The sequence below is a fragment of the Desulfosoma sp. genome, from assembly GCA_037481875.1.
GTDB lineage: Bacteria > Desulfobacterota > Syntrophobacteria > Syntrophobacterales > DSM-9756 > Desulfosoma.
This window is the reverse complement of the sequence record JBBFKY010000009.1, coordinates 38352-61235: the sequence shown is the minus strand read 5'-3', so window position 1 is coordinate 61235 and position 22884 is coordinate 38352. Positions and strand designations below refer to the sequence as shown.

Annotated in this window: 17 protein-coding genes; 5 read left to right on the top strand and 12 right to left on the bottom strand. The window is 53.1% G+C overall.

All coding sequences use genetic code 11. From position 1 onward, the window contains the following. Nucleotides 1–222 precede the first annotated feature (222 nt). The 3 genes from WHS46_11885 to WHS46_11875 all read right to left on the bottom strand — a co-directional run bounded on the left by WHS46_11885 (nt 223) and on the right by WHS46_11875 (nt 4815). A complete protein-coding gene (locus WHS46_11885) occupies nt 223–1845 on the bottom strand; it encodes a sigma 54-interacting transcriptional regulator (protein MEJ5349375.1) in 1623 nt (540 codons plus the stop codon). Between the two features lie 256 nt (nt 1846–2101). After that, nucleotides 2102–3628 (bottom strand): histidine ammonia-lyase, encoded by a 1527-nt coding sequence (gene hutH / locus WHS46_11880; protein MEJ5349374.1) that lies wholly within the window; start codon nt 3626–3628, stop codon nt 2102–2104. A 155-nt stretch (nt 3629–3783) separates the two neighbouring features. Beyond that, complete coding sequence (locus WHS46_11875; protein ID MEJ5349373.1) at nt 3784–4815, bottom strand: bile acid:sodium symporter; 1032 nt, start codon at nt 4813–4815, stop codon at nt 3784–3786. 424 nt (nt 4816–5239) lie between these two features. Here WHS46_11875 and WHS46_11870 point away from each other — a divergent pair, with 424 nt between their 5' ends. Genes WHS46_11870 through WHS46_11860 form a run of 3 tightly spaced genes read left to right on the top strand, consistent with a single transcriptional unit; the run spans nt 5240 to nt 8900 of the window. After that, nucleotides 5240–7003 carry a gamma-glutamyltransferase gene (locus WHS46_11870; GenBank protein ID MEJ5349372.1) on the top strand — a complete coding sequence of 588 codons (1764 nt, stop codon included), beginning with the start codon at nt 5240–5242 and terminating at the stop codon, nt 7001–7003. Between the two features lie 38 nt (nt 7004–7041). Further along, on the top strand, nt 7042–7584 hold the full coding sequence (locus tag WHS46_11865; protein MEJ5349371.1) for a TRAP transporter small permease subunit: 543 nt from the start codon (nt 7042–7044) through the stop codon (nt 7582–7584). Then, on the top strand, nt 7584–8900 hold the full coding sequence (locus WHS46_11860; GenBank protein ID MEJ5349370.1) for a TRAP transporter large permease subunit: 1317 nt from the start codon (nt 7584–7586) through the stop codon (nt 8898–8900). Before WHS46_11865 ends, WHS46_11860 begins: the two co-directional genes overlap by 1 nt. A gap of 63 nt (nt 8901–8963) precedes the next feature. On the opposite strand, the gene WHS46_11855 is transcribed toward WHS46_11860, so the two are convergent. After that, nucleotides 8964–10064, bottom strand: a complete 1101-nt coding sequence (locus WHS46_11855) for a TRAP transporter substrate-binding protein (GenBank protein MEJ5349369.1) — start codon at nt 10062–10064, stop codon at nt 8964–8966. A gap of 232 nt (nt 10065–10296) precedes the next feature. Between WHS46_11855 and WHS46_11850 the strand changes: the two genes are divergently transcribed. Next, nucleotides 10297–11289 carry a multidrug resistance efflux transporter family protein gene (locus tag WHS46_11850; GenBank protein MEJ5349368.1) on the top strand — a complete coding sequence of 331 codons (993 nt, stop codon included), beginning with the start codon at nt 10297–10299 and terminating at the stop codon, nt 11287–11289. Here WHS46_11850 and WHS46_11845 read toward each other — a convergent pair. From WHS46_11845 to WHS46_11830, 4 genes are all read right to left on the bottom strand, one after another. Further along, a complete protein-coding gene (locus WHS46_11845; protein MEJ5349367.1) occupies nt 11255–11968 on the bottom strand; it encodes a Crp/Fnr family transcriptional regulator in 714 nt (237 codons plus the stop codon). The genes WHS46_11850 and WHS46_11845 overlap by 35 nt on opposite strands. A gap of 576 nt (nt 11969–12544) precedes the next feature. Next, a complete protein-coding gene (locus WHS46_11840; protein ID MEJ5349366.1) occupies nt 12545–14167 on the bottom strand; it encodes a cache domain-containing protein in 1623 nt (540 codons plus the stop codon). Between the two features lie 106 nt (nt 14168–14273). After that, on the bottom strand, nt 14274–14615 hold the full coding sequence (locus WHS46_11835) for a hypothetical protein (GenBank protein MEJ5349365.1): 342 nt from the start codon (nt 14613–14615) through the stop codon (nt 14274–14276). Between the two features lie 65 nt (nt 14616–14680). Beyond that, entirely contained in the window at nt 14681–15550 is an 870-nt protein-coding gene (locus WHS46_11830) for a DMT family transporter (GenBank protein MEJ5349364.1), read from the bottom strand. A 159-nt stretch (nt 15551–15709) separates the two neighbouring features. Here WHS46_11830 and WHS46_11825 point away from each other — a divergent pair, with 159 nt between their 5' ends. Beyond that, nucleotides 15710–16993, top strand: a complete 1284-nt coding sequence (locus tag WHS46_11825) for an HDOD domain-containing protein (protein ID MEJ5349363.1) — start codon at nt 15710–15712, stop codon at nt 16991–16993. Between the two features lie 13 nt (nt 16994–17006). Here the strand turns inward: WHS46_11825 and WHS46_11820 are convergent, their stop codons facing one another. Genes WHS46_11820 through nuoL form a run of 4 tightly spaced genes read right to left on the bottom strand, consistent with a single transcriptional unit; the run spans nt 17007 to nt 22879 of the window. Beyond that, nucleotides 17007–17843 carry a GAF domain-containing protein gene (locus tag WHS46_11820; GenBank protein MEJ5349362.1) on the bottom strand — a complete coding sequence of 279 codons (837 nt, stop codon included), beginning with the start codon at nt 17841–17843 and terminating at the stop codon, nt 17007–17009. 37 nt (nt 17844–17880) lie between these two features. Further along, nucleotides 17881–19347 (bottom strand): NADH-quinone oxidoreductase subunit N, encoded by a 1467-nt coding sequence (locus tag WHS46_11815; GenBank protein ID MEJ5349361.1) that lies wholly within the window; start codon nt 19345–19347, stop codon nt 17881–17883. Between the two features lie 10 nt (nt 19348–19357). After that, complete coding sequence (locus tag WHS46_11810; protein MEJ5349360.1) at nt 19358–20926, bottom strand: NADH-quinone oxidoreductase subunit M; 1569 nt, start codon at nt 20924–20926, stop codon at nt 19358–19360. 30 nt (nt 20927–20956) lie between these two features. Continuing rightward, nucleotides 20957–22879 (bottom strand): NADH-quinone oxidoreductase subunit L, encoded by a 1923-nt coding sequence (gene nuoL, locus WHS46_11805; protein MEJ5349359.1) that lies wholly within the window; start codon nt 22877–22879, stop codon nt 20957–20959. Between the last annotated feature and the right edge of the window lie 5 nt (nt 22880–22884).

Below are 22884 nucleotides of genomic sequence, written 5' to 3'. Positions count from 1 at the left end.
AGTTTTCGTGCCAGAACCAAATCATGGAGAAATTCCATGGGTTGCGGCAATGAGGATGGTGTCGACGCAAAAAAAGACCCTTACTGGTGGCAACATTGTTGACGCCTTTTGAAAAAACGCTGCGCCGTCTTCTCGTATCAGCCTGCTGGTTTTTGGGCGTGAGACATTCAAACACCCCGCGGGATCGCTTCGGCCCTCAAGAGTCAACAGCGTTGGCTTCTGTCAACGATGTTTTCCTTTCTCAAAACTTAGCTTGTAACGCCGAATTTTCTTGGCAAGACCGTAGCGGCTCAATCCCAACATGGCGGCCGCTTGGGTTTGGTTGCCTTTGGAAGACTGCAAAGCTTCAAGGATGAGGTTGCATTCCACTGTCTCCAGGCATTCCTTAAGCTTCTGAGAACGTTTTTGGGTCGTGGTTTTGGCAAATGCCAACAACTTAGGACTGAAGTGTTTCTTCATCAAGGGGCGGCCGGCATCCGCAACGGCATAGGCACCCTCGATTTCATTTCGTAACTCTCGAACATTCCCAGGGAAAGGATAGCTGTTCAGGAGTTCCAAGGCCTCAGTGTCAATGCTTGAGATATTTTTACAGTACTTTTGATCGAACTCTTTGAGAAAGTGCAAAGCGAGCAGAGGGACATCTCCATAACGTTCTCGAAACGGCGGCATGTCAATGCGAAAGACGCTGATTCGATAATAGAGATCTTGTCGAAATCGACCTTCATCCACTTCTTTTTGAAGATCCTTGTGTGTGGCGGTAATAAGCCTAAAATCGGACCTTCGGGTTTCGTTGGAACCCACCGGCCGAAAGGAACCGTCCTCAAGAGTCCTTAGTAAGCTTTTTTGGACGTCCATGGGCATGTCAGCCACTTCATCCAGAAAAAGTGTTCCATTATGCGCGGTTTCCAACAATCCTTTTCGGTCTCTGACGGCGCCGGAAAAAGCCCCCTTGACATGGCCGAAGAGTTCGGATGCGAACAAATTCTCCGGAATGGTCGCACAATTTTCCGCCACAAACGGCCCGTCTCTTCGAAGACCTTCGTAATGCAGACATCGCGCAATGAGTTCCTTGCCCGTTCCAGTCTCACCTTGAATCAGAACCGTAATGTCCGAGTTCAAGGCATGCCGAGCATGCTCAAAAACTCTAAGCATGGCTTCGCTGGAGCCGATGATGCTTTGGAACTGGTGGCGCCCCTGCAACTCTCTCGACAGTCGCTCTTTTTCGCTTTCTATCTCCAGAATCTTCCGATTGCAAGAATCGACCAGATTTTGAAGCTGGACATTACGTTTTTTCAGATCCTCGAAAAGTGTGGCCCTTTGAATGGCCAGGCACAAAATACCGGCCACCGCCTCCCCCAGCTCCACATCTGCCGGCTCAAAAGCCCCATCGGTTTTATTGATACATTCCAAAACCCCCACCGCATGGTCTTCCGACACTAATGGAATGGCCAAAAGAGATCGTGTCTGAAAACCCAAGGTTTGATCCAGGTACGCATAATGGCGCGAATCCTGACGCACATCCGCAATCACTTCGCCACAACGGCTTTTGAAAACAGACCCGGCAATGCTTCTTTCCATGGGAATACGCGTCTTTTTCAGGAAATCGTCAAGGGCTTCGGGAAGATTTTCGTTCCAAACCACTTGCAGAAAGTTTTCCGGGGTATCGGCAATCATAATGGACACCGCTTCCACGTTCAGAATTTGGCGAACCTTTGGAAGAGTGTCCCGCATCAAGCAATGCAGGTCCACGCAGCGGTAAAGGGCAAGGCTCAGATCGAGAAGAACCCTCAATCGTTCAGAGGATTCATAGGCCCTCTGTTTTGGTTGAAAAACGGGCGTCGACATAAAATCCTCCGTGAACGCTCGAGGAGGCCGTGACAGGGCCAGACAAAAACCTGTGCCGTTGCCCCAAGGTAGGTCTGTTTCAGGAGGTTAGGAGGAGGAGGAAGTGTCCGACCGCACGGAAACCCAACAATTAAAATTACTATAGTACGCGGATCGCTTTTGGCAAAGTCTCCGACCGCATGACTCACAACTTTTCAGCCATCCTCTTCATGGCTTCCATGATTCAAAAACGATAACGGCTCGCTCCTGGTACAGCTCAGGCATGAAGCCCTCCCACCTCGGCTTCCACCGCCCGCACAAGCTCTTGGGTGCGAAGGAGTTCGACCATGGCTTGAATGTCCGGGGCCAGGACACGGTCCTTTTCCAAGTGGCCGATATCCTGGCGAATCCGTCGGTAGGCGGCCAGAGTGCCCACACCCGGGCGCATGTTGGTAAAAAGGTCCAGAGCCTGAGCGGCGCACAAAAGTTCGATGGCCAGCACGGTTTCCACATTGTGCACCACTTCGCGGCATTTGCGGGCCGCAAAAGTTCCCATACTTACATGGTCTTCTTTGTTGGCGGATGTGGGAATGGAATCCACCGAGGCGGGATGGGCCAGGGTCTTGTTTTCCGAAACCAGAGCCGCCGCCGTGTATTGGGCAATCATGAATCCCGAATGGAGCCCTCCCTGAGAAACCAAAAAAGCGGGAAGGCCGCTCAACTGAGGATTGACCAAACGTTCGATGCGCCGTTCCGAAATGTCCGCCAATTCGGCCAGAGCGATCGCCAGAAAATCCATGGCCAGGGCCACCGGTTGTCCGTGGAAATTCCCTCCCAGAAGAAACTCCTCACAGTCGGCAAAAATCAATGGATTGTTCGTGGACGCGTTCATCTCCCTTTCTATAACTTCCCGACAATACGCTATGGCATCCTTGGAAGCGCCATGCACCTGGGGAGAACATCGCAAGGTGTAGGCATCCTGAACCCGCGAACAATCCTTGTGAGACGAGATAATCTCACTATTGTGCGTGATACGGCGCATGTTATGGGCCGCCTTGGCTTGGCCTGGATGGGGCCTCACACGGTGAATTCTGGGGTCGAACTCCATCCGGCTGCCCATAAGCACTTCCAGGCTCATGGAAGCCGCAATATCAGCGACCTTGGATAAGTTTTGGGCATCATAAACAGCCAAGGCTCCAAGGGCGGTCATGAGCTGCGTGCCGTTCACCAGGGCTAGACCTTCTCCGGCTTCCAGAACCAAAGGGTTCCACCCCAAAAGCTGCAGAACTTCTCCGGCCGCCAGTCTTTTACCCTGATAAAAGACTTCTCCCAAACCGATGAGAGGCAACGCCATATGTGCCAAGGGTGCCAGGTCTCCGCTGGCTCCCACAGATCCTTTTTCCGGAATCACCGGTAAAATATCGGCATTTAAAAAGTCCCGAAGGCGCTCCGCCGTTTCCCATCGAATCCCGGAATGACCCCGCGCCAGATCTTTGAGGCGCAGGGCCATGAGAGCCCGCACCTCTTCCGGAGCCAATTCCGGGCCCACGCCTGCGGCATGGCTCATTAGAATATTGGTCTGGAGAGTCCTCACATCCGCTGCGGAAATGACCACATCGCTCAGCGCACCAAAACCCGTCGTGACGCCGTAGATGACCCGCCCTTCCGCCACCCAGGAATCCACCAGAGCCCGAGCCTTAAGAAGGCGAAGGCGGGCCGCCTCAGTGAAATCCACCGGCACGCGACAACGAGCCACCTCCACCAGCTGCTCCACAGTGAAACCGTCTTTATCCAAAAGAATCATTTCCGGTCTTCTCGAGCGTCCTTAAGGCTGCAAGAAACCGAGACGCTTCTCGCAAGCGCAGGCGTTTCACCTACAGGAAAAGCGGTCCCGAAACCTTGCCATCCCCGGGAACTTTTCGTGCTTTATCCTCAGGGTACAGGCTTCTAAGCTCTTTTTCACCCTTTTTTGAAGTTTTTAATGAAACTCAACACACATCCGTCCATCACGAGATGCACCACATGATGGCACACACAGAACACCAGGGCTTCTCCATATTGAGGAAAAACAGCCGTTTGAATAAGCACGGAAAGAGGCAGTGTCTTTTGACCTCCCATAAAGATCACGGCTTCACGACGACCCACCGACAACTTAAGAGCGCGAGCCATAAGGAAAGCACAAAGCAAAAGTCCCCCATGAAACACCACACTCAAGGCAACCACCAAAGGCAACAGGTGGACTCCCTGAACCATGGTGTGACGGGATCCGCAAACCCCTATCCAGACAATGCAAAGCACCAAAAAGGTGTTCAGGGTGGACGGTTGAGGGCCTTTAATGCGCTGTGAAAGGGTCAGCCATGCGGCTCTGAGGCTCATGCCCAAAGCCAGAGGGGCAAAAACCAGAGCGACCAAGGTGATCATGAGAGAGGTTTTGTGCAGCTCCATGGATGTGGGGGTCACGGTTTGGCCGACAAGAAACTCGAGAAGAAAGGGTGTTACAAAAACAGCGGCACTGTTTGAAACGATGGTAATGAGAAGAGCTGTAGCCATGTTCCCGCCTGCAGCGCCTGTCAAAACAACGCCGCTGCTCAGGGTGGTAGGCATGGACGCTACCAGAAAAAGCCCGACCGTGAGTCCAGGCCCTAAGGGTTCTCGAGCCAAAGCAAGAGCCCAAAGGGGTGAGACAAGAAAAATGAGGCTCAAGGCGCCCAGCACGGCCTTCAAGTCCAAGACGCCTTTATAAAGTGTTTCCTTTTCCAGAGACAAACCCGAAAAGAAAAAAATGGCTCCGATAAGAACATTCGGCGCATGATGCTCTTTGAGCCAGCGACCCCATTGAACGCTTAATTCAGCGTCATCGGCCAAGGTCAAACCCGTTACCAGAATCAGCCCCAAAACAAAGCCGTGACGTTCTAAGAAAGAAAACAGAACCTCAAGCCGGGCTCTGACAATCTGCGATCGGCTTTCTGTATAGGCGCGTGGACGATTCAAGACTCTCGCTTCTCCCCTTTGATCCTCAACGGCATTCCTAACGCCCCGCTCCCGCCGGCTTCAGAGCCCTTTAGGAGTACTGTGGTGTTTCTGTTCTCCATACCAGCACTCTGAAATCATCCCCATCTATAGATCCAGGAATCATCTCAGTCCAGACTTGAATTTTGCGTTTGGTTTGGGTATGCAGGCGTGGTGTTTGACAAAAGCCTGCAAAGCCGGCGTGACGTCATCACCAGGAAATGGGCCGGGTTTTCTGCAAGCGACAGCGATAGCGAACCGAAGAACTCCTCCCTCGACACAACCCAGTTCCGGCTTTTCTCGCTCGGCCCCCCATGCCCTTGAAGGGCTTCTCCCCACCCTTGGGGAAAATGTTCGATGCTGCACATTGGGACGGTGGAAAGTATCCACCGGCAGGGGGATTTCCATGCGTGCTTTCGGCAAAACCGACGGAATCGACTGTGACTTTCGTGCCGCTTTGGGGTTTCATGGAGCCGTCGCCTCCGAGCATTACTTGTCCGCGCAAGCAGCCATGGACATGCTCAAAGCCGGAGGCAACGCCTTTGACGCGGCGGCCGCCGCCGTCTTTGTGGAGGGCTTGGTCAATCCTCACATGTTCACCATCGGCGGTGAATGTCCCATGGTGCTTTATGTCGCTCAAAACCGCTCAGTGACGGTGGTCAACGGCAACACTCAAGCCCCTGCTGCGGCGACCTTGGAAGCCTATGTCAGCCGAGGCATGACCTTGATCCCTCCCCAAGGCATGCCGGCAGTCGGTGTTCCTGCCGCCGTGGCCGCCCTTCTAGACATGTTGATAAAGTTCGGCACATTGCCTCTTCACGATATTCTCGAACCCGCCAAGACTTTGGCTCGAGACGGCTTTCCCGTGCATGAAGGTCTGCTGGACATGCCCAAGTTCGGCATTCGCGAAAATGCCGATCTTTTTCAAAAGCAGTGGCCGGCGTCGGCTTCTTTGTACCTTGATTCTCAAGGAAAAGTTCCGGCTTTGGGCGCTCGGCTCGTCAATGCCGCTTACGGACAGGTTATGGATCACCTTATGGAAACTTCCAGGCGCTTCGGGGAGGATCGATGGCGAGGGATACGTGCCGCTCGAGACGCCTTTTACAAGGGGGATATCGCTCAGGAGATTGACCGTTTCGTTCAAGAAAAGGAAGGGTTTCTGACCCGGAGCGATCTGGAAGCCTATGAGACTCTTTTTGAAAACCCTGTGAGCGTGGAATTTCGAAACACCCAGGTATTCAAATGCGGCCCCTGGTCTCAAGGCCCTGTTTTTTTGCAAATACTTCGCCTTATGGAAGCCTTTGATCTGGAAACCATGGCATGGCACAGCCCGGTCTATCTTCACCTATGGGTGGAAGCAGCCAAGCTGGCTTTTGCAGACCGTGAGCAATACTATGCGGATCCCCGTTTTGTGGATGTCCCCTTGCGTGAACTGCTCAGCCCATCCTATGCCTCGCTTCGACGCTCACTTATCGATCCTCATCGAGCCAGCCGGGAACATCGACCAGGGGATCCACGAGGAGGCCATGCCCTTCTTTCTCCAGAGGCTGTCTTTCGGTGGGAAAGGTGGGGATATGGCACAGTGCATGTGGCCGTCACCGACGTTTGGGGCAACATGGCCGCCTTGACACCCAGCGGCGGCTGGATTTCCGGAAATGAAGTCATTCCTGCCTTGGGATTTCCTCTGGGCACAAGGCTTCAAACCTTCTACCTGGATTCCGCTCATCCCAATGCTCTCTATCCTGGCAAACGCCCCAGGACCACCTTGACTCCATCCCTTGCCTTTCGAAACGGCGAGCCCTGGATGGCTTTCGGCACTATGGGTGGAGACCAACAGGATCAGTGGACCCTGCAGTTTTTCCTCAACCGAACCGTCTTTGGCATGGACACGGCACAAGCCATAGAGAGCCCCAAAATATGCTCGGACCATTTTCCCGGCACCTTTTATCCCCATGACGCATTTCCGGCACGACTGCGAGTGGAATCACGAATCCCCGAGGAAACCCTGCGATCTCTGGAAACCCTCGGGCATGACGTGATTGTGGAACCGCCGTGGAGCCTGGGCTTCATTTGTGCGGTTTCTCGGGAACACAACGGATTGTGTGTCGCGGCCGCGGATCCTCGAGGCCATCGCAGCGCCGTTTTTCCGGCCTGTGCTTTGGCATGGTGAACCCTGCTCAGCCCAGCTTAAGGAGGTAAAGGATTTCCATGGAAAAACTGGAACGATTCTGCAATCGCTTGGACAGCATAAACCGAACCGTCGGAAGGGCCGTCTCCTGGGTATCCCTCATTATGGTGGTTGTGGTCACGGCGGATGTGATCATGCGCTACATGTTCAAAAAAACCTTTGTGTTTGTGCAGGAACTGGAGTGGCATCTTTTTGGAGTCTTGTTCCTTGTCGGGGCCGGCTACACTCTACTCTACGACGCTCATGTTCGCGTGGATGTTTTCTACCAGCGTCTTTCCCCGAAAACCCAAGCCTGGATCAATTTCCTGGGCTGCATTTTTTTTCTGTTACCCGGCTGTTATCTCGTCATCGCCACTTCAATGAAATTCCTGGCGGCTTCGTGGGCTATCGGCGAAGGATCCCCGGATCCTGGAGGTCTTCCAGCCCGATACGTTATCAAGGCGATGATTCCTTTGGGTTTTACCCTCATTGCCGTTCAAGGCGTTCCCATGACCTTAAGAAGCCTTATGGTGATTATGGGCAAAATCAACACCGCAACTGAAGCCAGAAAAGGAGGACACTGATGGAATCCCTGCCGGGATTGATGTTTCTCGCCTTGACCATCCTTCTTATGTTCGGCTTTCCCGTCGCTTTTACACTTCTCGGCACGGCCCTCTTTTTCGGCCTCTATGGTTTCGGCTGGAACTTTTTCAACTTACTTCCGTTGCGAGTCTGGGGCGTCATTACCAATTTCACACTGCTTGCCGTGCCTCTTTTCGTCTTTATGGGCGTGATGCTGGAACGTTCCGGGATTGCGGAAGAGCTTCTGGAAACCATGGCTCTTCTTTTCGGGCGCATTCGAGGGGGATTGGCCGTATCTGTGGTCGTGGTAGGAGCCCTTCTTGGAGCTTCTACGGGCATCGTAGGGGCTACGGTGGTCACCATGGGGTTGTTGAGTCTTCCCACCATGCTGCGGCGAGGCTACCAGCCGGAACTGGCCACAGGCACCATTTCCGCTTCGGGCACGCTGGGACAGATCATTCCCCCCAGCATCGTCCTTGTCCTTTTGGGAGACATCATTGGAGTTTCCGTAGGAGATCTTTTTATCGGCGCCATCATCCCCGGCCTCGTGCTGGTGTTCTTTTACATCGTTTATATACTCATTGTGGCCCGCCTCAAACCAGCCTGGGCTCCCCTGATTCCTCAGGAGGAATGGAAAGAAATCCTTGCTGCGGGATTCTTTCGGCGTCTCGCCAAAGCCTTGGTCCCTCCCTTGGTGCTCATGGTTAGTGTGTTGGGTTCCATCTTTGCCGGCATCGCATCCCCGACGGAAGCCGCCGCGGTAGGAGCTACCGGAGCCACGGTCCTTGCTGCGTTCAACAGGAAATTTTCTTTGGATATTCTCGTGCAGGTCATGCAAACCACCACGCGTCTCACCTGCATGGTGTTCATCATTTTGGTGGGAGCGGGAGCTTTCGGACTTGTTTTTCGAGGTCTAGGAGGAGACCATTGGGTCCGGAATATTCTGACCCATATTCCTTACGGCAAGTGGGGCGTGCTCTTCATTTGCATGAGTATCGTTTTCATTATCGGGTTCTTTTTGGATTTCATTGAAATTACGTTCATTCACATTCCTGTACTGGCCCCTATCATGAAAGAATTGGGGTTTGATCCTCTGTGGTTCGCCATTCTTTTCGCCGTGAACCTTCAGACATCCTTTATGACGCCACCCTTTGGGTTTTCCCTTTTCTACCTCAAAGGTGTAGCTCCTCCTGAAATCACCACCGGGCACATTTATCGAGGAATTATCGCTTTTGTTCTTTTACAGCTCATGGGCTTGATCGCCGTGGTCTTTTTTCCACCTCTGGCCACCTGGCTTCCACGGGCTCTCTTGCGTTGAAAAGAACCGGTATCTTGTCGGCGCCCCTCCCGGGGACGCCGACAATCGTGGCCGCCTCAGTCCTTACGCACCAATTTTGGCGGCAATAAGATCATAATAGGCCTTTTCAGACACAGTGCCCCACGGACCCAGCTTTGCCTTGAAAGCCTTGAAAGCTTCATGCACCTTGCGGGCCATAGGATCCTTGTTGGCCTCCTCTTCAATGGCTTCTTCGGAAAGTTTTCGTAACGCTTCCAACACCTGGTCTGGAAACCTCACCAATTGCACCTTGTGTTCCTTCACCAACGTTTCCAAAGCGGCTCCGTTTTGGGCTTCAAATTCACACAAGCTCCACAGGTTGGTTTCCATGGCCACGGCGTCAAGGATGGCCTGCAAGTCCTTGGGAAGCGATTCGTAAGCTTTCTTGTTGAAGATGACCTCCAGAGTCGTCCCCGGTTCATGCCATCCAGGGTAGTAGTAATACTTGGCTGCTTGATAAAAGCCCATGCGCAGGTCATGAAGCGGGCCGACCCATTCCGTGGCGTCGATGACGCCCCGTTCCAAGGACGTGTAAATTTCTCCTCCAGCCAACAACACCACGGTACCTCCGGCCTTGGCCACCACTTTGCCGCCAAGGCCTGGAATACGCATCTTTAAGCCTTTGAAATCATCTATGGTTTCTATCTTTTTGTTAAACCATCCGCCCATCTGCACACCCGTGTTGCCCTGCGGTCTGGGCACCACATTAAACGGGGCGTAGACTTCCTCCCAAAGCTGTAACCCTCCACCGGAATAAAACCAGGCATTGATACCCTGAGGGTTAAATCCAAAGGGAACGGCGGAAAACCACTGAGCCGCAGGGCTCTTGCCGGCCCAATAGTAGGAAGCCCCGCTGCCGCATTCCACAGTGCCTTGAGACACGGCATCAAAGACACCCAAAGCGGGGACCAATTCCCCAGCCGCATACACATCGATTTTCAGGCGTCCTTCTGTAGCCTCGGCCACGCGTTTGGCGAATCGTTCCGCCCCGGTTTGGAGCACGGGCATCTGAGGGGGCCAGGTGGTCACCATACGCCATTGATAGGTCTGACCTTTAGGCCAGACGTAAGGCGCGTTGATCGTCGCCGCCGCTGCTGCCGCCGCCGTTCCCAAACCCACCTTCTTAATGAACGACCTTCTGTCCATGCGATCCTCCTTGTGTTCTGTTTTCGTACTTTTTTCACCAGTCCCCATGGCTCCTTGTGTCTGTGGAAGTCTCACCCGCGTCGGAACAACATGAACAGGAAAAGGGAACGGAAAAGGAAGAGGAGCCGCGCCTGACATTCACGTCATTTTCCTTTACCACAGGCCAACTTTCGTGCCAAATAGTACGATGTCATAAACTCCTCACATCTAGAGATAACGGAGTCATAATCCCATGATTCGCCTTGTTTTTCTTGGATTAGCCGCATCGGCCTTTTTCAGCGCGACGTTTATTCTGAACCGTGCCATGAGTCTTGGAGGCGGCCATTGGATGTGGTCGGCGGTGCTTCGCTATTTCCATATGTTCTGGATCCTTTCCCTGTGGATACTTGCCCGTCATGGATGGATGTATTTCACTGGAGTTTTCAAGATTTTTCGAGCCCATGGGTTTTTTTGGATGACGGCGGGATCCATCGGCTTTGGTGTGTTTTACGGAGCCCTGTGTTTTGCGGCGGATCATGCTCCCGGATGGATCGTGGCCGCCACCTGGCAGATCACCATTTTGGCCACACCGGTAGTCTTGTGGGCCTTCAAGCGCCCCGTGCCCTATGTGGGTGTCTTTTTCACCACCATCATCTTTATGGGAATTCTTTTGGTCCATGCCGAACAGGTCAGCCACCCCGCCCAAGTCCGAGAAGCCTTGTTCGGAGCTATTTTTGTTGTGCTGGCAGCTTTTGCTTATCCCATAGGAAACCAGATGCTCAATGCAGCCCGTCACGGCGGCTTTCAACGGATTCCATTCGTGAATTCTTCACACCTTAGAGACGCCCCCACCTGCGTGTTCCTGATGACCTTGGGATCCGTGCCTTTTTGGATTTTTCTGTGGATTCTTGTTCGCCCGGATCCTCCCGATGCCTCTCAATGGCTGCACACAGGCATTGTGGCTCTGTCTTCGGGCGTGGTGGCCACATCCCTTTTCTACAAGGCGCGTAATGCATCGCATGATCCCCTAGCCATCGCGGCTGTGGACGCCACTCAAGCGGGTGAGGTGCTGTTTTCCCTTGCCGGTGAAATCCTTTGGCTGCACGGAGCCTGGCCCACGCTGTGGGGTTGGGCTGGATTGTTCCTGATCGTGGGAGGACTCGTGGGTTACTGTCTTGGCAATCCTCAAGCGGGTCTGACACATCGGCGCTTTACCCGAGCTTCTCCCCCTGAGAGAGAGCCATGAGGGCTTCGCGGTCTTTAAGGCGAATGGTTCGTCCCTGCATTTCGATGAGTCCGGCGGCAGCCATTTTGGAAAAGATGCGGGACAGGGTTTCCGGAATCGTGCCCAGCACGGCCGCCAAATGTGTTTTGGACAAATCCAGGTCCACGGTGTCGGTGGTCGGGTTGCGCTCACTGAGATAAAGAAGGTACGAAGCCAGTCTTCCCGGAACTTCCTTCAAGGAAAGGCTTTCCACAAGAGCGGTGAAATGGCGAAGCTTTCGAGCAAGAACCGCCAACATGGTCAGAGCCAGTCCGCTGTCTTTTTGAATGAGGCGAATGAATTCATGGCGAGGAATGAACAAAGCCGTCACGTCCGTTAAGGCTTCGGCATGAGCGGGGTAGGAACCGCCGGCAAACATGGGCACTTCCCCCAAGATGTTTCCGGCATCAAAAAGATGGAGGATTTGCTCTCGACCCTCAAAAGAAACCTTGAAAACCTTGACCCGACCGCTGCAGACCACAAAGAAACCTTCCGCTTTTTTACCTTCAGCAAACAGCGTTTCCCCCTTCTTGTAGAAACGTTCACTGCAGATGCCCGCAAGCGTGGTGAGCTGTTCCTGAGAAAGGTTCTCAAACAAGACGCCGTGGCTTAAACAATTGATCCTGTTTTCCAAGGCCTTCTTCCCCACCGCAGCGGTCATGAAACAGACTCCGGGAAAAGTTTTCTTCGAAGTCCCTATAAATGAAAATACCGGTGACGCCCAAGCCTTGTTCGACCCTTGTAGCATAACAGCTCCATGAACACCAGGTGCGTGGTACGCCGAAACTGTGGGAACGGACACACCGACGCGCTCCTACGGGGTTATGGGCGGACACATTGGTCCGTCCCTTGTTGGGTGGGTGCGGCTGCCGAGCATGGAGCATCCCGAAGGGAGGCTGCCCGAAGGCGGGTCTATGGGTTTTCTTCCAAAGTTCAGGACGGGATTCTTGACCCGCCCTTTCAGGAATCTGTACGCGAACGGATTTGTTTTTGGGAGCGGTGGGCGTCCCGCCCGCAAAATGATCGTTTTAAGTGCCGAGGTCTCAAAGAAAAGACACGGTCTGGAGGTGTTCCACCCTGGTGGGATCTGAACACATCCATCGGGAGGCCCAGGTCTCCAGGAAAAGACACAGTAGGGGCGAGACGATGCCTCGCCCCTACCTTGAAACGCCATTTAAAACCTTGGTACTATGCGTTCTTCAACAGGCTCCTAGGGCTGATGGGGTTCACAGAACCATTAAAATTCCTTCAAATTCAGCCTCCTTTGGCGGAGATTTTCCTTATGAGATGCTGGAAGAGACGGGAGCGGTTTCATGTCTTTTTGAATCGTCACGGCATCAAAAGCTTCAACATCTTTCCCGTTTCCTTTCTTACGTGGTTTCTTACCGTGCCCTCTTTGAGATCCGTCGGCATCAATGACGGTCGTTCCCACAATACTTTGCAGTTCCGCCACATAATGTTTCATACGTTCCGCCTGATGCTTCAATTCATTGGATGCGGAAGCCGTTTCTTCGGCATGCGCGGCGTTTTGTTGGACCACCTGATCCAATTGGGACACCGCTTTGTTAATCTGCTCGATCCCTTCGGCTTGTTCGTTGCTTGCCGCCGCGATTTCCGCCACCAGATCCCCGATGCGCCGGCTTCCTCCTTCAACCTTATGAAAGGCACCATTGGCTCGACCGACCATAGTGGAACAATCCCGAACCTTTTTGACGGTATCTTCGATAATTTCGGCAGTGCTTCGAGCGGCTTCCGCAGCCCTCATGGCCAGGTTACGCACTTCATCGGCCACCACCGCAAAACCCGCTCCAGCCTCGCCGGCTCGAGCCGCCTCCACGGCAGCATTCAGAGCCAGCAAATTCGTCTGAAAGGCGATTTCGTCGATGGTCTTGATGATTTTTTGTGTTTGCTCACTGGCTGCGGTAATGGCATGAATAGCCTGAGTCAGATCGCCCATAGCCGTCGTGGCCTCTTCAATATCTCGGGCCGATTCTTTGACGATCCCATGAGCTTGAGCGGCGTTGTCCGCATTTTGTCGAGTCATGGAAGCCAGTTCCTCCAGAGCCGAGGAGGTTTCTTCAATGGATGCCGCCTGTTGGGAAGCGCCGTCGGCTAGGGATTGTCCCGCTTGCGAGACCTGTTCGGAAGCGGCCGCCACCTGTTCGGAACCTTCGTAAAGTCCACGAACCACATTATCAATGGGCCGGGCTACGGAGCGCACGATCCACCAGGTAGCCAAAAGCCCGATAAGTAGCATGGCTCCAGCGATTCCACCGAAAGCGAGTCGAATACGGTTCGCCTGAGCCCGCACGTCATCCACATAAATACCGCTCCCGATCACCCATCCCCACGGCTCAAACAATTTCACATAGGACACTTTGGGTACGGGCTTCTCAAAACCCGGCTTGGGCCAGAGGTAATCCACGAAACCGGCTCCTTTTTCCTTGCAGACTTTGACAAACTCCACGAAAAGATGCTTACCGTTCGGATCCTTAAAATCCGCAAGGTCCTTTCCGTTAAGTTCCGGTTTGAAGGGATGCATGACCATCACCGGCTTCAAGTCATTGATCCAAAAATAATCGTTTTCCCTGTAACGCAAGGCACGAATCTGATCCAAGACCTGCCGTTTGGCAGCTTCCTCCGTAAGGCCCCCTTCCTGAGCCATTTTGGCGGACTTTTCCAGCAGGGAATACGCCACTTCCACAACATGTCGAGTGGCAATTTTCTTTTCATCCATGATGCGCGATTCCAGCGTAAACGAAATCCAGGTCAAAACCGCCGTAAAAGTCAATACTCCGCCGACACCAAAAACAATGATTCTTGTGGAAAACTTTCCCTTCTTGCCCCCAAACCTTTCCATGGCCATTCCTCCTGTCCAGTACCCGAAAAACACACATCCTTTGCCCGTCATATTCTTGAATCGGTCAGAAAGAATGAAAACTTGAGTACAAAAGACGACTATTTCATCACGGACGAAGGTGGGCAGGAAGTTGTTCCACATCCACATCTTTCGCAGTAAATTTAGGCGTGTAGGCCCGCACGGCATCTCGGAACCCATCACGCAAACCACGCCAGAAAACTCTGGGCACCGGCCCTTGAGCTGCCAGAGCGTCCCGAGTCATTTCAGCATAGCGGCCTGCCGTCATAGAAGGGTCTTTAGTTTTCCAGGTTTGGGCATCTCGAAACCCTATGACATACCCGGCTCGATAGAAAACATTCTCAGCGGCTGGAGCTATGGAAAAAAAGCAGGCGATCCACAGGGCCCCAGCCAAGATACCCACACCATATCGCGCACACTGTGTCCTCATGCCGATGCCTCCTACACAACGGTCAAACAACGCTATTTCATACAAGCTTTGATCACTCTTGGAACTCAACCTGCCACGGCCACCAGAGCCGATCCGACCACCATGACCGCCGCTCCCACCAAACGCCATCCCAAGTGGCCTTCCCTGAACAGCCACCCTCCATACAGCACCCCAAAGACGGCGCTTAGTCTTTTAAGGGAAATCATGTAGGACGCCTGGGTCATGGAAATGGCCCACACGTGCAAAATGACATGCAGGTAATACAATCCTCCCACAAGAAGGCCTTTAGACCCTTCGGACCTGGCTAGCAATTGGCGAGCGTTCACTCGGCGCGTCAGAACGGCCCAGGCGACCAATAAAAAGTTTTGAAGGAGAAAGAAAAATAAACCGAAAAACAATGGAGAGGAGTGAAGGATGGTTTTCTTGCCCAGCACCGCGGAAAAGCTATAGATGAAAGCGACGGCGATCATGAGGAGAGATCCCTTTTCCTTGGCGATGGATCGCAGGGGTTCCAGCAAGCCCATGTGGACAGAGGGGGCGTGGAGCAGGTACCCGCCGCACACAGTGACGCCGATGCCGACAACGGCAGGCCATGAGGCGACCTCGTCAAGGACGGCGTAACCGGTGACCAGCATGAACACTGGGGTTAAGGTCAGAAAAGGCACCGTTAACGATAAAGGGGAAAGGCGAATGGCTTCCATGTAAAGGACAAAACTCAGGCAGTTGATGGGAATGGAGAGCCCAAAGCACCACCAGAAAGTGGCATCCAAGGCGGGTATGGCAACAAAAGGAAACGTGACAAGAAGAAGCGGCAGGCTGTAAACGAGAGGATAACAAGCCATAGTGACGGCATCTCGATGCCCGAAAAATTTTTTGGTCCAGGCATCAACGGAAGCTGCCGCAAAAGCGGTCAGGATGGAAAGCATCACCCACATGGCTTCAGTGCCTGAAAGAATATACTGCAATCAAGAGGTTGGGATCGTCTTGGGCACTCTGATTTCATGAACCCGTAGCCAAGGATCCGTCCTGTCCGAAAAACTTTGTCCTGACAAACGGTGCGCATGCCAATGGGCAAGGATAAAGAACCTCGTTGCATGGAAATCGATCGTCCAACACCGGTGAGAGCCGACGACACCCTTTTGCGTCTTTCCTACCCGATGGAAAGCTTTATCGCTCGACAGCCCATTTTCGATCGACGCCTTCACGTCTATGGTTACGAACTTTTATACCGGGCGGCTTCTCAGGATCAACAGGCCGTTTTTCGTGACGGCGACCAAGCTTCCGTCAGTGTGATTCAAAATCTTTTCTTTACCATGGGGACAGAAATTTTTGTGGGAGGCCGAAAGGCTTTTATCAATTTTACGGAAAATCTTTTGCTCCAAAACGCCCCTTACTTCCTTCCCAAAGAATGGGCCGTCATTGAAATCTTGGAAAATGTGGAACCATCCCCGGCCGTCTATACGGCCTGCCGCCGTTTGAAAGAAGACGGTTATTCGCTGGCTTTGGACGATGTGATCGTCTTGGAAGACTCACACCGCGAACTCCTGGGGCTGGTGGACATCGTTAAAGTGGATTTTCGAGGAACCGGTAATGATTTCCAAGCGAGGATCGCTCGAGACCTGAAACATCGTGTCCCCCATCTTCTCGCGGAAAAAACAGAAACACGTGAAGAATTTCAACAGGCGCTGGAAGCCGGCTATACGCTGTTTCAAGGCTATTTTTTCAGCCGACCCGTTATCATTCGACGTCAAGACGTCCCGGTTTTTAAGTACCATGCCTTGAAGCTCATCGCCGAGCTAAATCGGCCCGATCTGGACATGGAAGCCGTCCATAAGGTCATCAAACAAGATCCTGCTCTGGTCTACAAGCTGCTGCGCTACATCAATTCGGCCTTTTTCGGCCTGCGGCATAGGGTCAGCTCTATTCGGCACGCCATGGTCCTTCTTGGGGAACGGGAAATTCGAAAGTGGGCCACCTTGAGTGTCTATTCGAGATTAACAGCCAAGCAGCCCAACGAACTGGTCAAGATGTCCCTGATTCGAGGTCGCTTTCTGGAACTATTGGCGGATCTTGTGGGAATGGGTGCGGAGAAGGATCAACTCTTCCTCATGGGCATCTTTTCCGTCATGGATACGTTGCTGGGGCGTCCCATAGATGAGGCCCTGCAGGAGGTCCCACTTGACGATGCCATCAAAGCGTCCCTTCTCGGTAGCATGAATCGGTACCGCGTTCTGTACGAAACCGTTCTTGCCTATGAAAAAGCCAAGTGGGACACCCTCGGTCGCATCGGCTCCGAGCTTCACCTCGACGTTTCAGCCCTCACAACTCGATACCTTCAGGCCTTAGAGTGGACAGAGCGCGTGTTTCGTGTGCAGTAACCGACCGGCCTTGCTATTCGGGCCGATAGGCGCAGTATTCGATCCAATTGTGCACTTCGGAAAGCAGGGAACGGTATTTTTCTCGACCCTTGCTGTACATCAGCGCGTTTTCAATGGCAATGCCGCATTGTTCCGCCACCGCCATGGCGTATTCCACTTCGTACTTGTGAAAACGTCGTTTGTTTTCCGTAAAAATACGCATACTGCCGATGACTCGATCCCGAATGACAATGGGAACGGCCAAAATGGATCCGATCCCCTCCAAGACCGCTTCCGCCGGGTATTGGACTCGTGGATCGTTTTGCACATCATAGATCTGCACGGGGGTTCCCGAAGTGGTTTCCGCGATGCTACGAGCCGCGTCCACGGGCCCTTTTTCCAGATATTTCTCACTCAATCCGAAGGCCGCCACCTGATCCAACCTTGATTTTTCCTTATCCAGCAAAAGCAGCGTGCATCCCTTGGCTTGAAAGATCTTGGTCACTTCTTCCACAATCACCTGAAGCACCTTGCGATATTCCAAAGTGGATGTCACCGTTCGGCTGATGTTCATAAACCCTTGAAGGTACGGATTTTTGAAAAGGCGCAGCATGGCGACGGAATCTTCATCGATTTCTTCCCCCACAAAAGCCTGCCGGTGAAAACATTCCAAGGACAAAGCCGTAAAGGGGCACGCTTCCAGGTCGGAGACATCCTTGATATTGAGCGGGCAGCAGCCGTCTTGTTGCACCTTTCGAGCCAGGCGATCCACCACCAGATCGGCCACCTGAGGTTCCGAAAGGCTTTCCAAAAGCCCTTGAAGCACCAGGGTGAGCGCCCGTTGTACTTGTGGACTTGTCTTCTTTTCCATAACGTTTCCTTTCGATGCCGGCTATGGATCGAGAAACCTAAAAAAGAACATGCACGGCCTGGCGTGCCAGATGCCAAAACGTATGAGGCCACAGTCCCACCAAGGCCGTCAGGACTCCCGCGCCTAGCAGCGCTCCCTTTTCCCCGCTGGAAAGACTTGCCATGAACGTTCCTGAAAAAGAGATCGCCTTTTCTTCACCGGGTCGATACATGATGATGACCACACGAAGGTAATAGTAGGCAGCGATCACCGAATTGATGACCGCCACAATCACCAGCCATGTATAACCCGACTGAACCACCGCCGAAAAGACCATGAACTTCCCAATAAAGCCTGCCGTCGGCGGAATCCCGGCTAAAGAAAACAGGAAAAGAGCCATAGACGCCGCCAGTAAAGGCGAACGAGCCGCAAGTCCGCGGAAGTCTTCCAGGCTTTCGCCGCTTTCCTGTCGATTCTGGACCATCACCAGGACGCCGAATGCCCCGACGTTCATGACGGTGTAAGCAAGAAGATAGACCAAGAGAGCGGTCAAAGCTTCTTTGGAATCGGCAACCACGGTCATGAACAAGTATCCCGCATGGGCAATACTGGAAAAGGCCAGCATACGCTTGACACTCTCCTGGGACAGCGCCATGAGGTTCCCCACGGTCATGGTGATTGCCGCCAAGGCCCAGAAAAACATGTTCCAGTGAGGATGAACCATGGGTAGAGCCACCCAGAAGGTGCGCACCAAGGCCCCAAAAACAGCCGCTTTCACTCCCACAGCCATATAAGCGGTGATGGGTGTCGGCGCCCCTTCGTACACGTCCGGAGTCCACAAATGGAACGGCGCCAGCGCCAGCTTGAAGGCGAAACCCACCAGAACCAGAGCAGAACCCAAAAGGAGGTAGGGATTGTAGACGGTATCCCCTTTTCCCAAATACGCTGCCATGGCGTTCATGGAAAGGGATCCTGTAGCCCCATAGATAAACGTAAGGCCGTAAAGCAAAAAGCCTGACGCAAACCCCCCTAAAAGGACGTATTTTACGGCTGCTTCGTTGGCTCTCTTTTCATGACGTGCAATGCCCACCAAGATGTAAATGGCGATGGAAAAGATTTCCAAACCTAAAAAAAGCAAAATGAAATGGGAGGACTGCACCATAAGAATCATGCCCGTGGTGGCGAACAGCACCAGGGCGTAGTATTCCCCGCATTCCAGGCCGGTAAGCCTCATTTGATCAAAAGATAGAAGAATGACCAACACCGCTCCCAACAGCAGCACGCCGCTCAAAAACACACTGAAAGAATCCCACACCACCATACCGTTAAAAAAGGCCGTTCCCGCGGGTTTGAGACGTAACGAGGCCAGAGCCAAAAGGGTTCCGACGACGGCCAGAGCTCCCAGTCGGCCTTTACGTTCCAGAGGAGAAAAAGCGTCCAAGAGCAACACGAGAACGCCGGTTATGGAAAGGACCAGAACGGAAAGAATCCCTTGACATTCATGAAGAAGCGCTACCATCGACATGGACCATGCCTCACTTTCCCTTGATGTGTTCCCATGCCGCACAGACCGTCATCCATACGGGGCGGCATGCTTCAGCCGTCTGCACACGTTCCTGCACAAGGTGCAACACACGCGCGACGGCCGGCTCGGTCTTTTCCAGAAAGGGTGTAGGCGCTATGCCGATCCAGACCATCATGAGGACCACGGGCACCAAGAGGCCGATTTCTCGAGGAACCAGATCCAGAAGCCTTTTGTTTTCTTCGTGGGTCACTTCGCCGAAAAACACACGCTGAAACATCCAGAGCATGTACCAGGCGGCAAGAATCACTCCTGTGGCCCCAAGAACCGCCCACACAGGTTTGACACGAAATGTTCCAAGCAAAATCAAAAATTCACCCACAAAGCCGTTCAAACCCGGCAGTCCGATGGAAGCCAACGTGGCGATCATGAAAAAGGTGGTCAAAGTCGGTGTGGGCTTGGACAGACCCCCAAAGTCGGCGATCAACCGCGTGTGACGCCTCTCATAAAGCATTCCCACAAGAAGAAAGAGGGCTCCTGTGCTCAAACCGTGATTGATCATCTGCAGCAGGCTTCCCTGCATCCCTTGCAACGTGAAACTGAACAAACCCAAAACCACAAACCCTAGGTGACTCACGCTGGAAAAAGCGATGAGTCGTTTCAGATCTTTTTGCACCAGGCACATGAAGGCTCCGTAGATGATCCCCACCAAGGCTAAAACCACCATGACCGGCATGAAAAACACGGAAGCATCAGGGAACAGCGGCAGATTAAACCTCAAAAAACCATAGGTGCCCATCTTCAGAAGCACGGCGGCCAACACCACACTACCGACGGTAGGAGCTTCCGTATGGGCGTCAGGAAGCCAGGTATGAAAAGGAAACATGGGCACTTTGATGGCAAAGGCCAGGCCAAAAGCAATAAAAAGCCAGAGTTGCAACGAAAATGGCAGAACCATACCACTGAGGGTGACCAAATCAAAAGAATAGACGCCGGTCGTCCGCGCATGATGGAAATACAAAACAAGAATGCCGACCAGCATGAACACCGACCCGGCCATGGTATAAAGGAAGAATTTAACGGCCGCGTAAATCCTTCGTGCCGGATGGCCCCAAATGAGAATGAGTAAGGCCATGGGAATGAGCATCACTTCCCAGAAGACATAGAACAGGACCAGGTCCAAACTCACAAAAACCCCCAACATGCCCGTCTGCAAGAACAATAGGCAGATAAGGAACTCTTTGAGTCGATATTGAATGTCCGACCAGCAGGCCAGGACACAGATGGGTCCGAGAAAAGCCGTGAGCATGACCAGAAGCAGGCTGATGCCGTCCACACCCAGGTGATACGAAATCCCGAGACCGGGTATCCATGAGTATTTCTCTTCAAACTGATAACTCACGTTGGTGGCGTCAAATCCCGCATAGACAAAAAGGGCCAGGCCGAAGCCGATGCCCATAACCGTCAGCGCCGTCCAGCGCTGTACCGGTTCGTTGTTCCGGTCTACCACAAGGAGCACCAGAACCCCCACCAAGGGTAGGAAAACGAGCGTCGAAAGTAGAGGAAAGGACACAGACTCCATCACAACATCCTTTTATCGAGGCATGTTCCGTCAAAGAGCCATGATGAACAAAAGCAGAAGACAGACTCCGGCCATCACCGACAAGGCGTAGTGGGGAAAGACACCCGTTTGCACACGGCGCACCAGGCCGCTTACAGTGCGAAACAGGCTCCCTGTACCGTCAACGGCACCGTCGATGGTCCGCCGATCCACCCATTGATGCGCACTCTCGGCCGCTTTTTTGAGGGGCTCAACAATGGTCGCTTGATAAAATTCATCCACATAATATTTGTGGCACAACCATCGGTAGGCTCGAGAAAACCTCTGCGCCAAACGCACAGGGCGTTGCGGATCGGCCATATAAAACCTGTAGGCGATGAAAATACCCACCACAGCCACGGCCACCGAAACGCCCATAAGAGCTCCTTCAAGCCACAAGGACGGATGGACCGCATCCCCATGATGCCCCAAGAGATGGGACGCCTCTTGAAAGACGGGCTCCAGAAACAGTCCCAAAAGCCGTCCTCCCTCAATCCCCGGCATCTGAATCCATCCTCCGACCAGCGACAGAACCGCCAGAATCATTAAAGGCACAGCCATAGTTTTCGGAGCTTCATGGACATGGTGGGCGGTTTCTTCATCCAGGCGTGTTGGACCGAAAAAGGTCAAAAACACCAAGCGGAACATGTAAAAAGCCGTCAAACCCGCTCCAGCCAAAGCCAGAGCGTAAAGCGTGGTCCGGCCGCTCATGAGGGTTTCAAAAAGGATTTCATCCTTACTGAAAAAGCCTGCAAAAGGGAAAATACCGGCAATAGCCAAAGTCCCCATCATGAAAGTGGTGAAGGTGACAGGCAGAGAAGAACGAAGCCCACCCATGCGCTGAATGTTCTGTTCTCCGGACAGAGCATGAATGACGCTTCCGGCTCCAAGAAACAGCAACGCCTTGAAAAAGGCGTGGGTCATGAGGTGAAAAATGCCCGCCACGAAGGCACCGACACCGCAGCCAAGGAACATGTATCCCAGCTGGCTTACCGTGGAATAGGCTAGCACTCTTTTGATGTCGTTTTGCACCAAGCCGATGGAAGCCGCAAAAACGGCTGTGATTCCCCCGATTATGGCCACAAAACCCATGGAAAACGGAGAAAGCGCATAGAGCACACTGCATCGAGCCACCATGTAAACCCCGGCGGTGACCATGGTGGCGGCATGGATGAGGGCCGAAACGGGAGTGGGACCTTCCATAGCATCGGGAAGCCACACATAAAGCGGAATCTGGGCTGATTTTCCCATGGCCCCCACAAAAAGCAGCAAGGTGATCCCGACCAGGACCATGTCTCCCACGGCAAAGTTTCCGGCAGCCGCCTCAAAGACCTCTCGAAAATTCAGAGACCCGAATGTCCAGAAGGTCAAAAAGATGCCAAGCAGGAAACCGAAATCGCCGATACGGTTCACGATAAAAGCCTTTTTTCCGGCATCAGCGGCCGATTGTTTTTCATACCAAAAGCCGATGAGAAGATACGAACAGAGACCCACACCTTCCCAACCCACAAACATGACCAGCAGATTGTCGGCCATGACCAAGAGCAACATGGCCGAAGCAAAGAGATTGAGGTAAGCAAAGTAGCGGCTGTAACCGGGATCGTCATGCATGTATCCGATGGAATAAACGTGGATGAGAAACCCCACGCCTGTGACCACCAGGATCATGACCATGCTTAAAGGGTCGATAAGAAATGAGATATCGGCCTGAAATTCCCCCACTCGTATCCACGTGTAACAGACGGGTTCCCAAAACCTTTGGGACGGTTCCTGCTGCAGAAGCATCCGCAGGAAATGCAAAGCCCACACAAACGCCAGACCCATGGCACCGCAGGCAATCAGGCCCACATATTTTTTGGGCAGCCGTCGTCCCCACAAACCGTTCAGGAGAAAGCCGGTAAAGGGCAAGGCCGGAATGATCCACGCCGTCTCCATAGTGA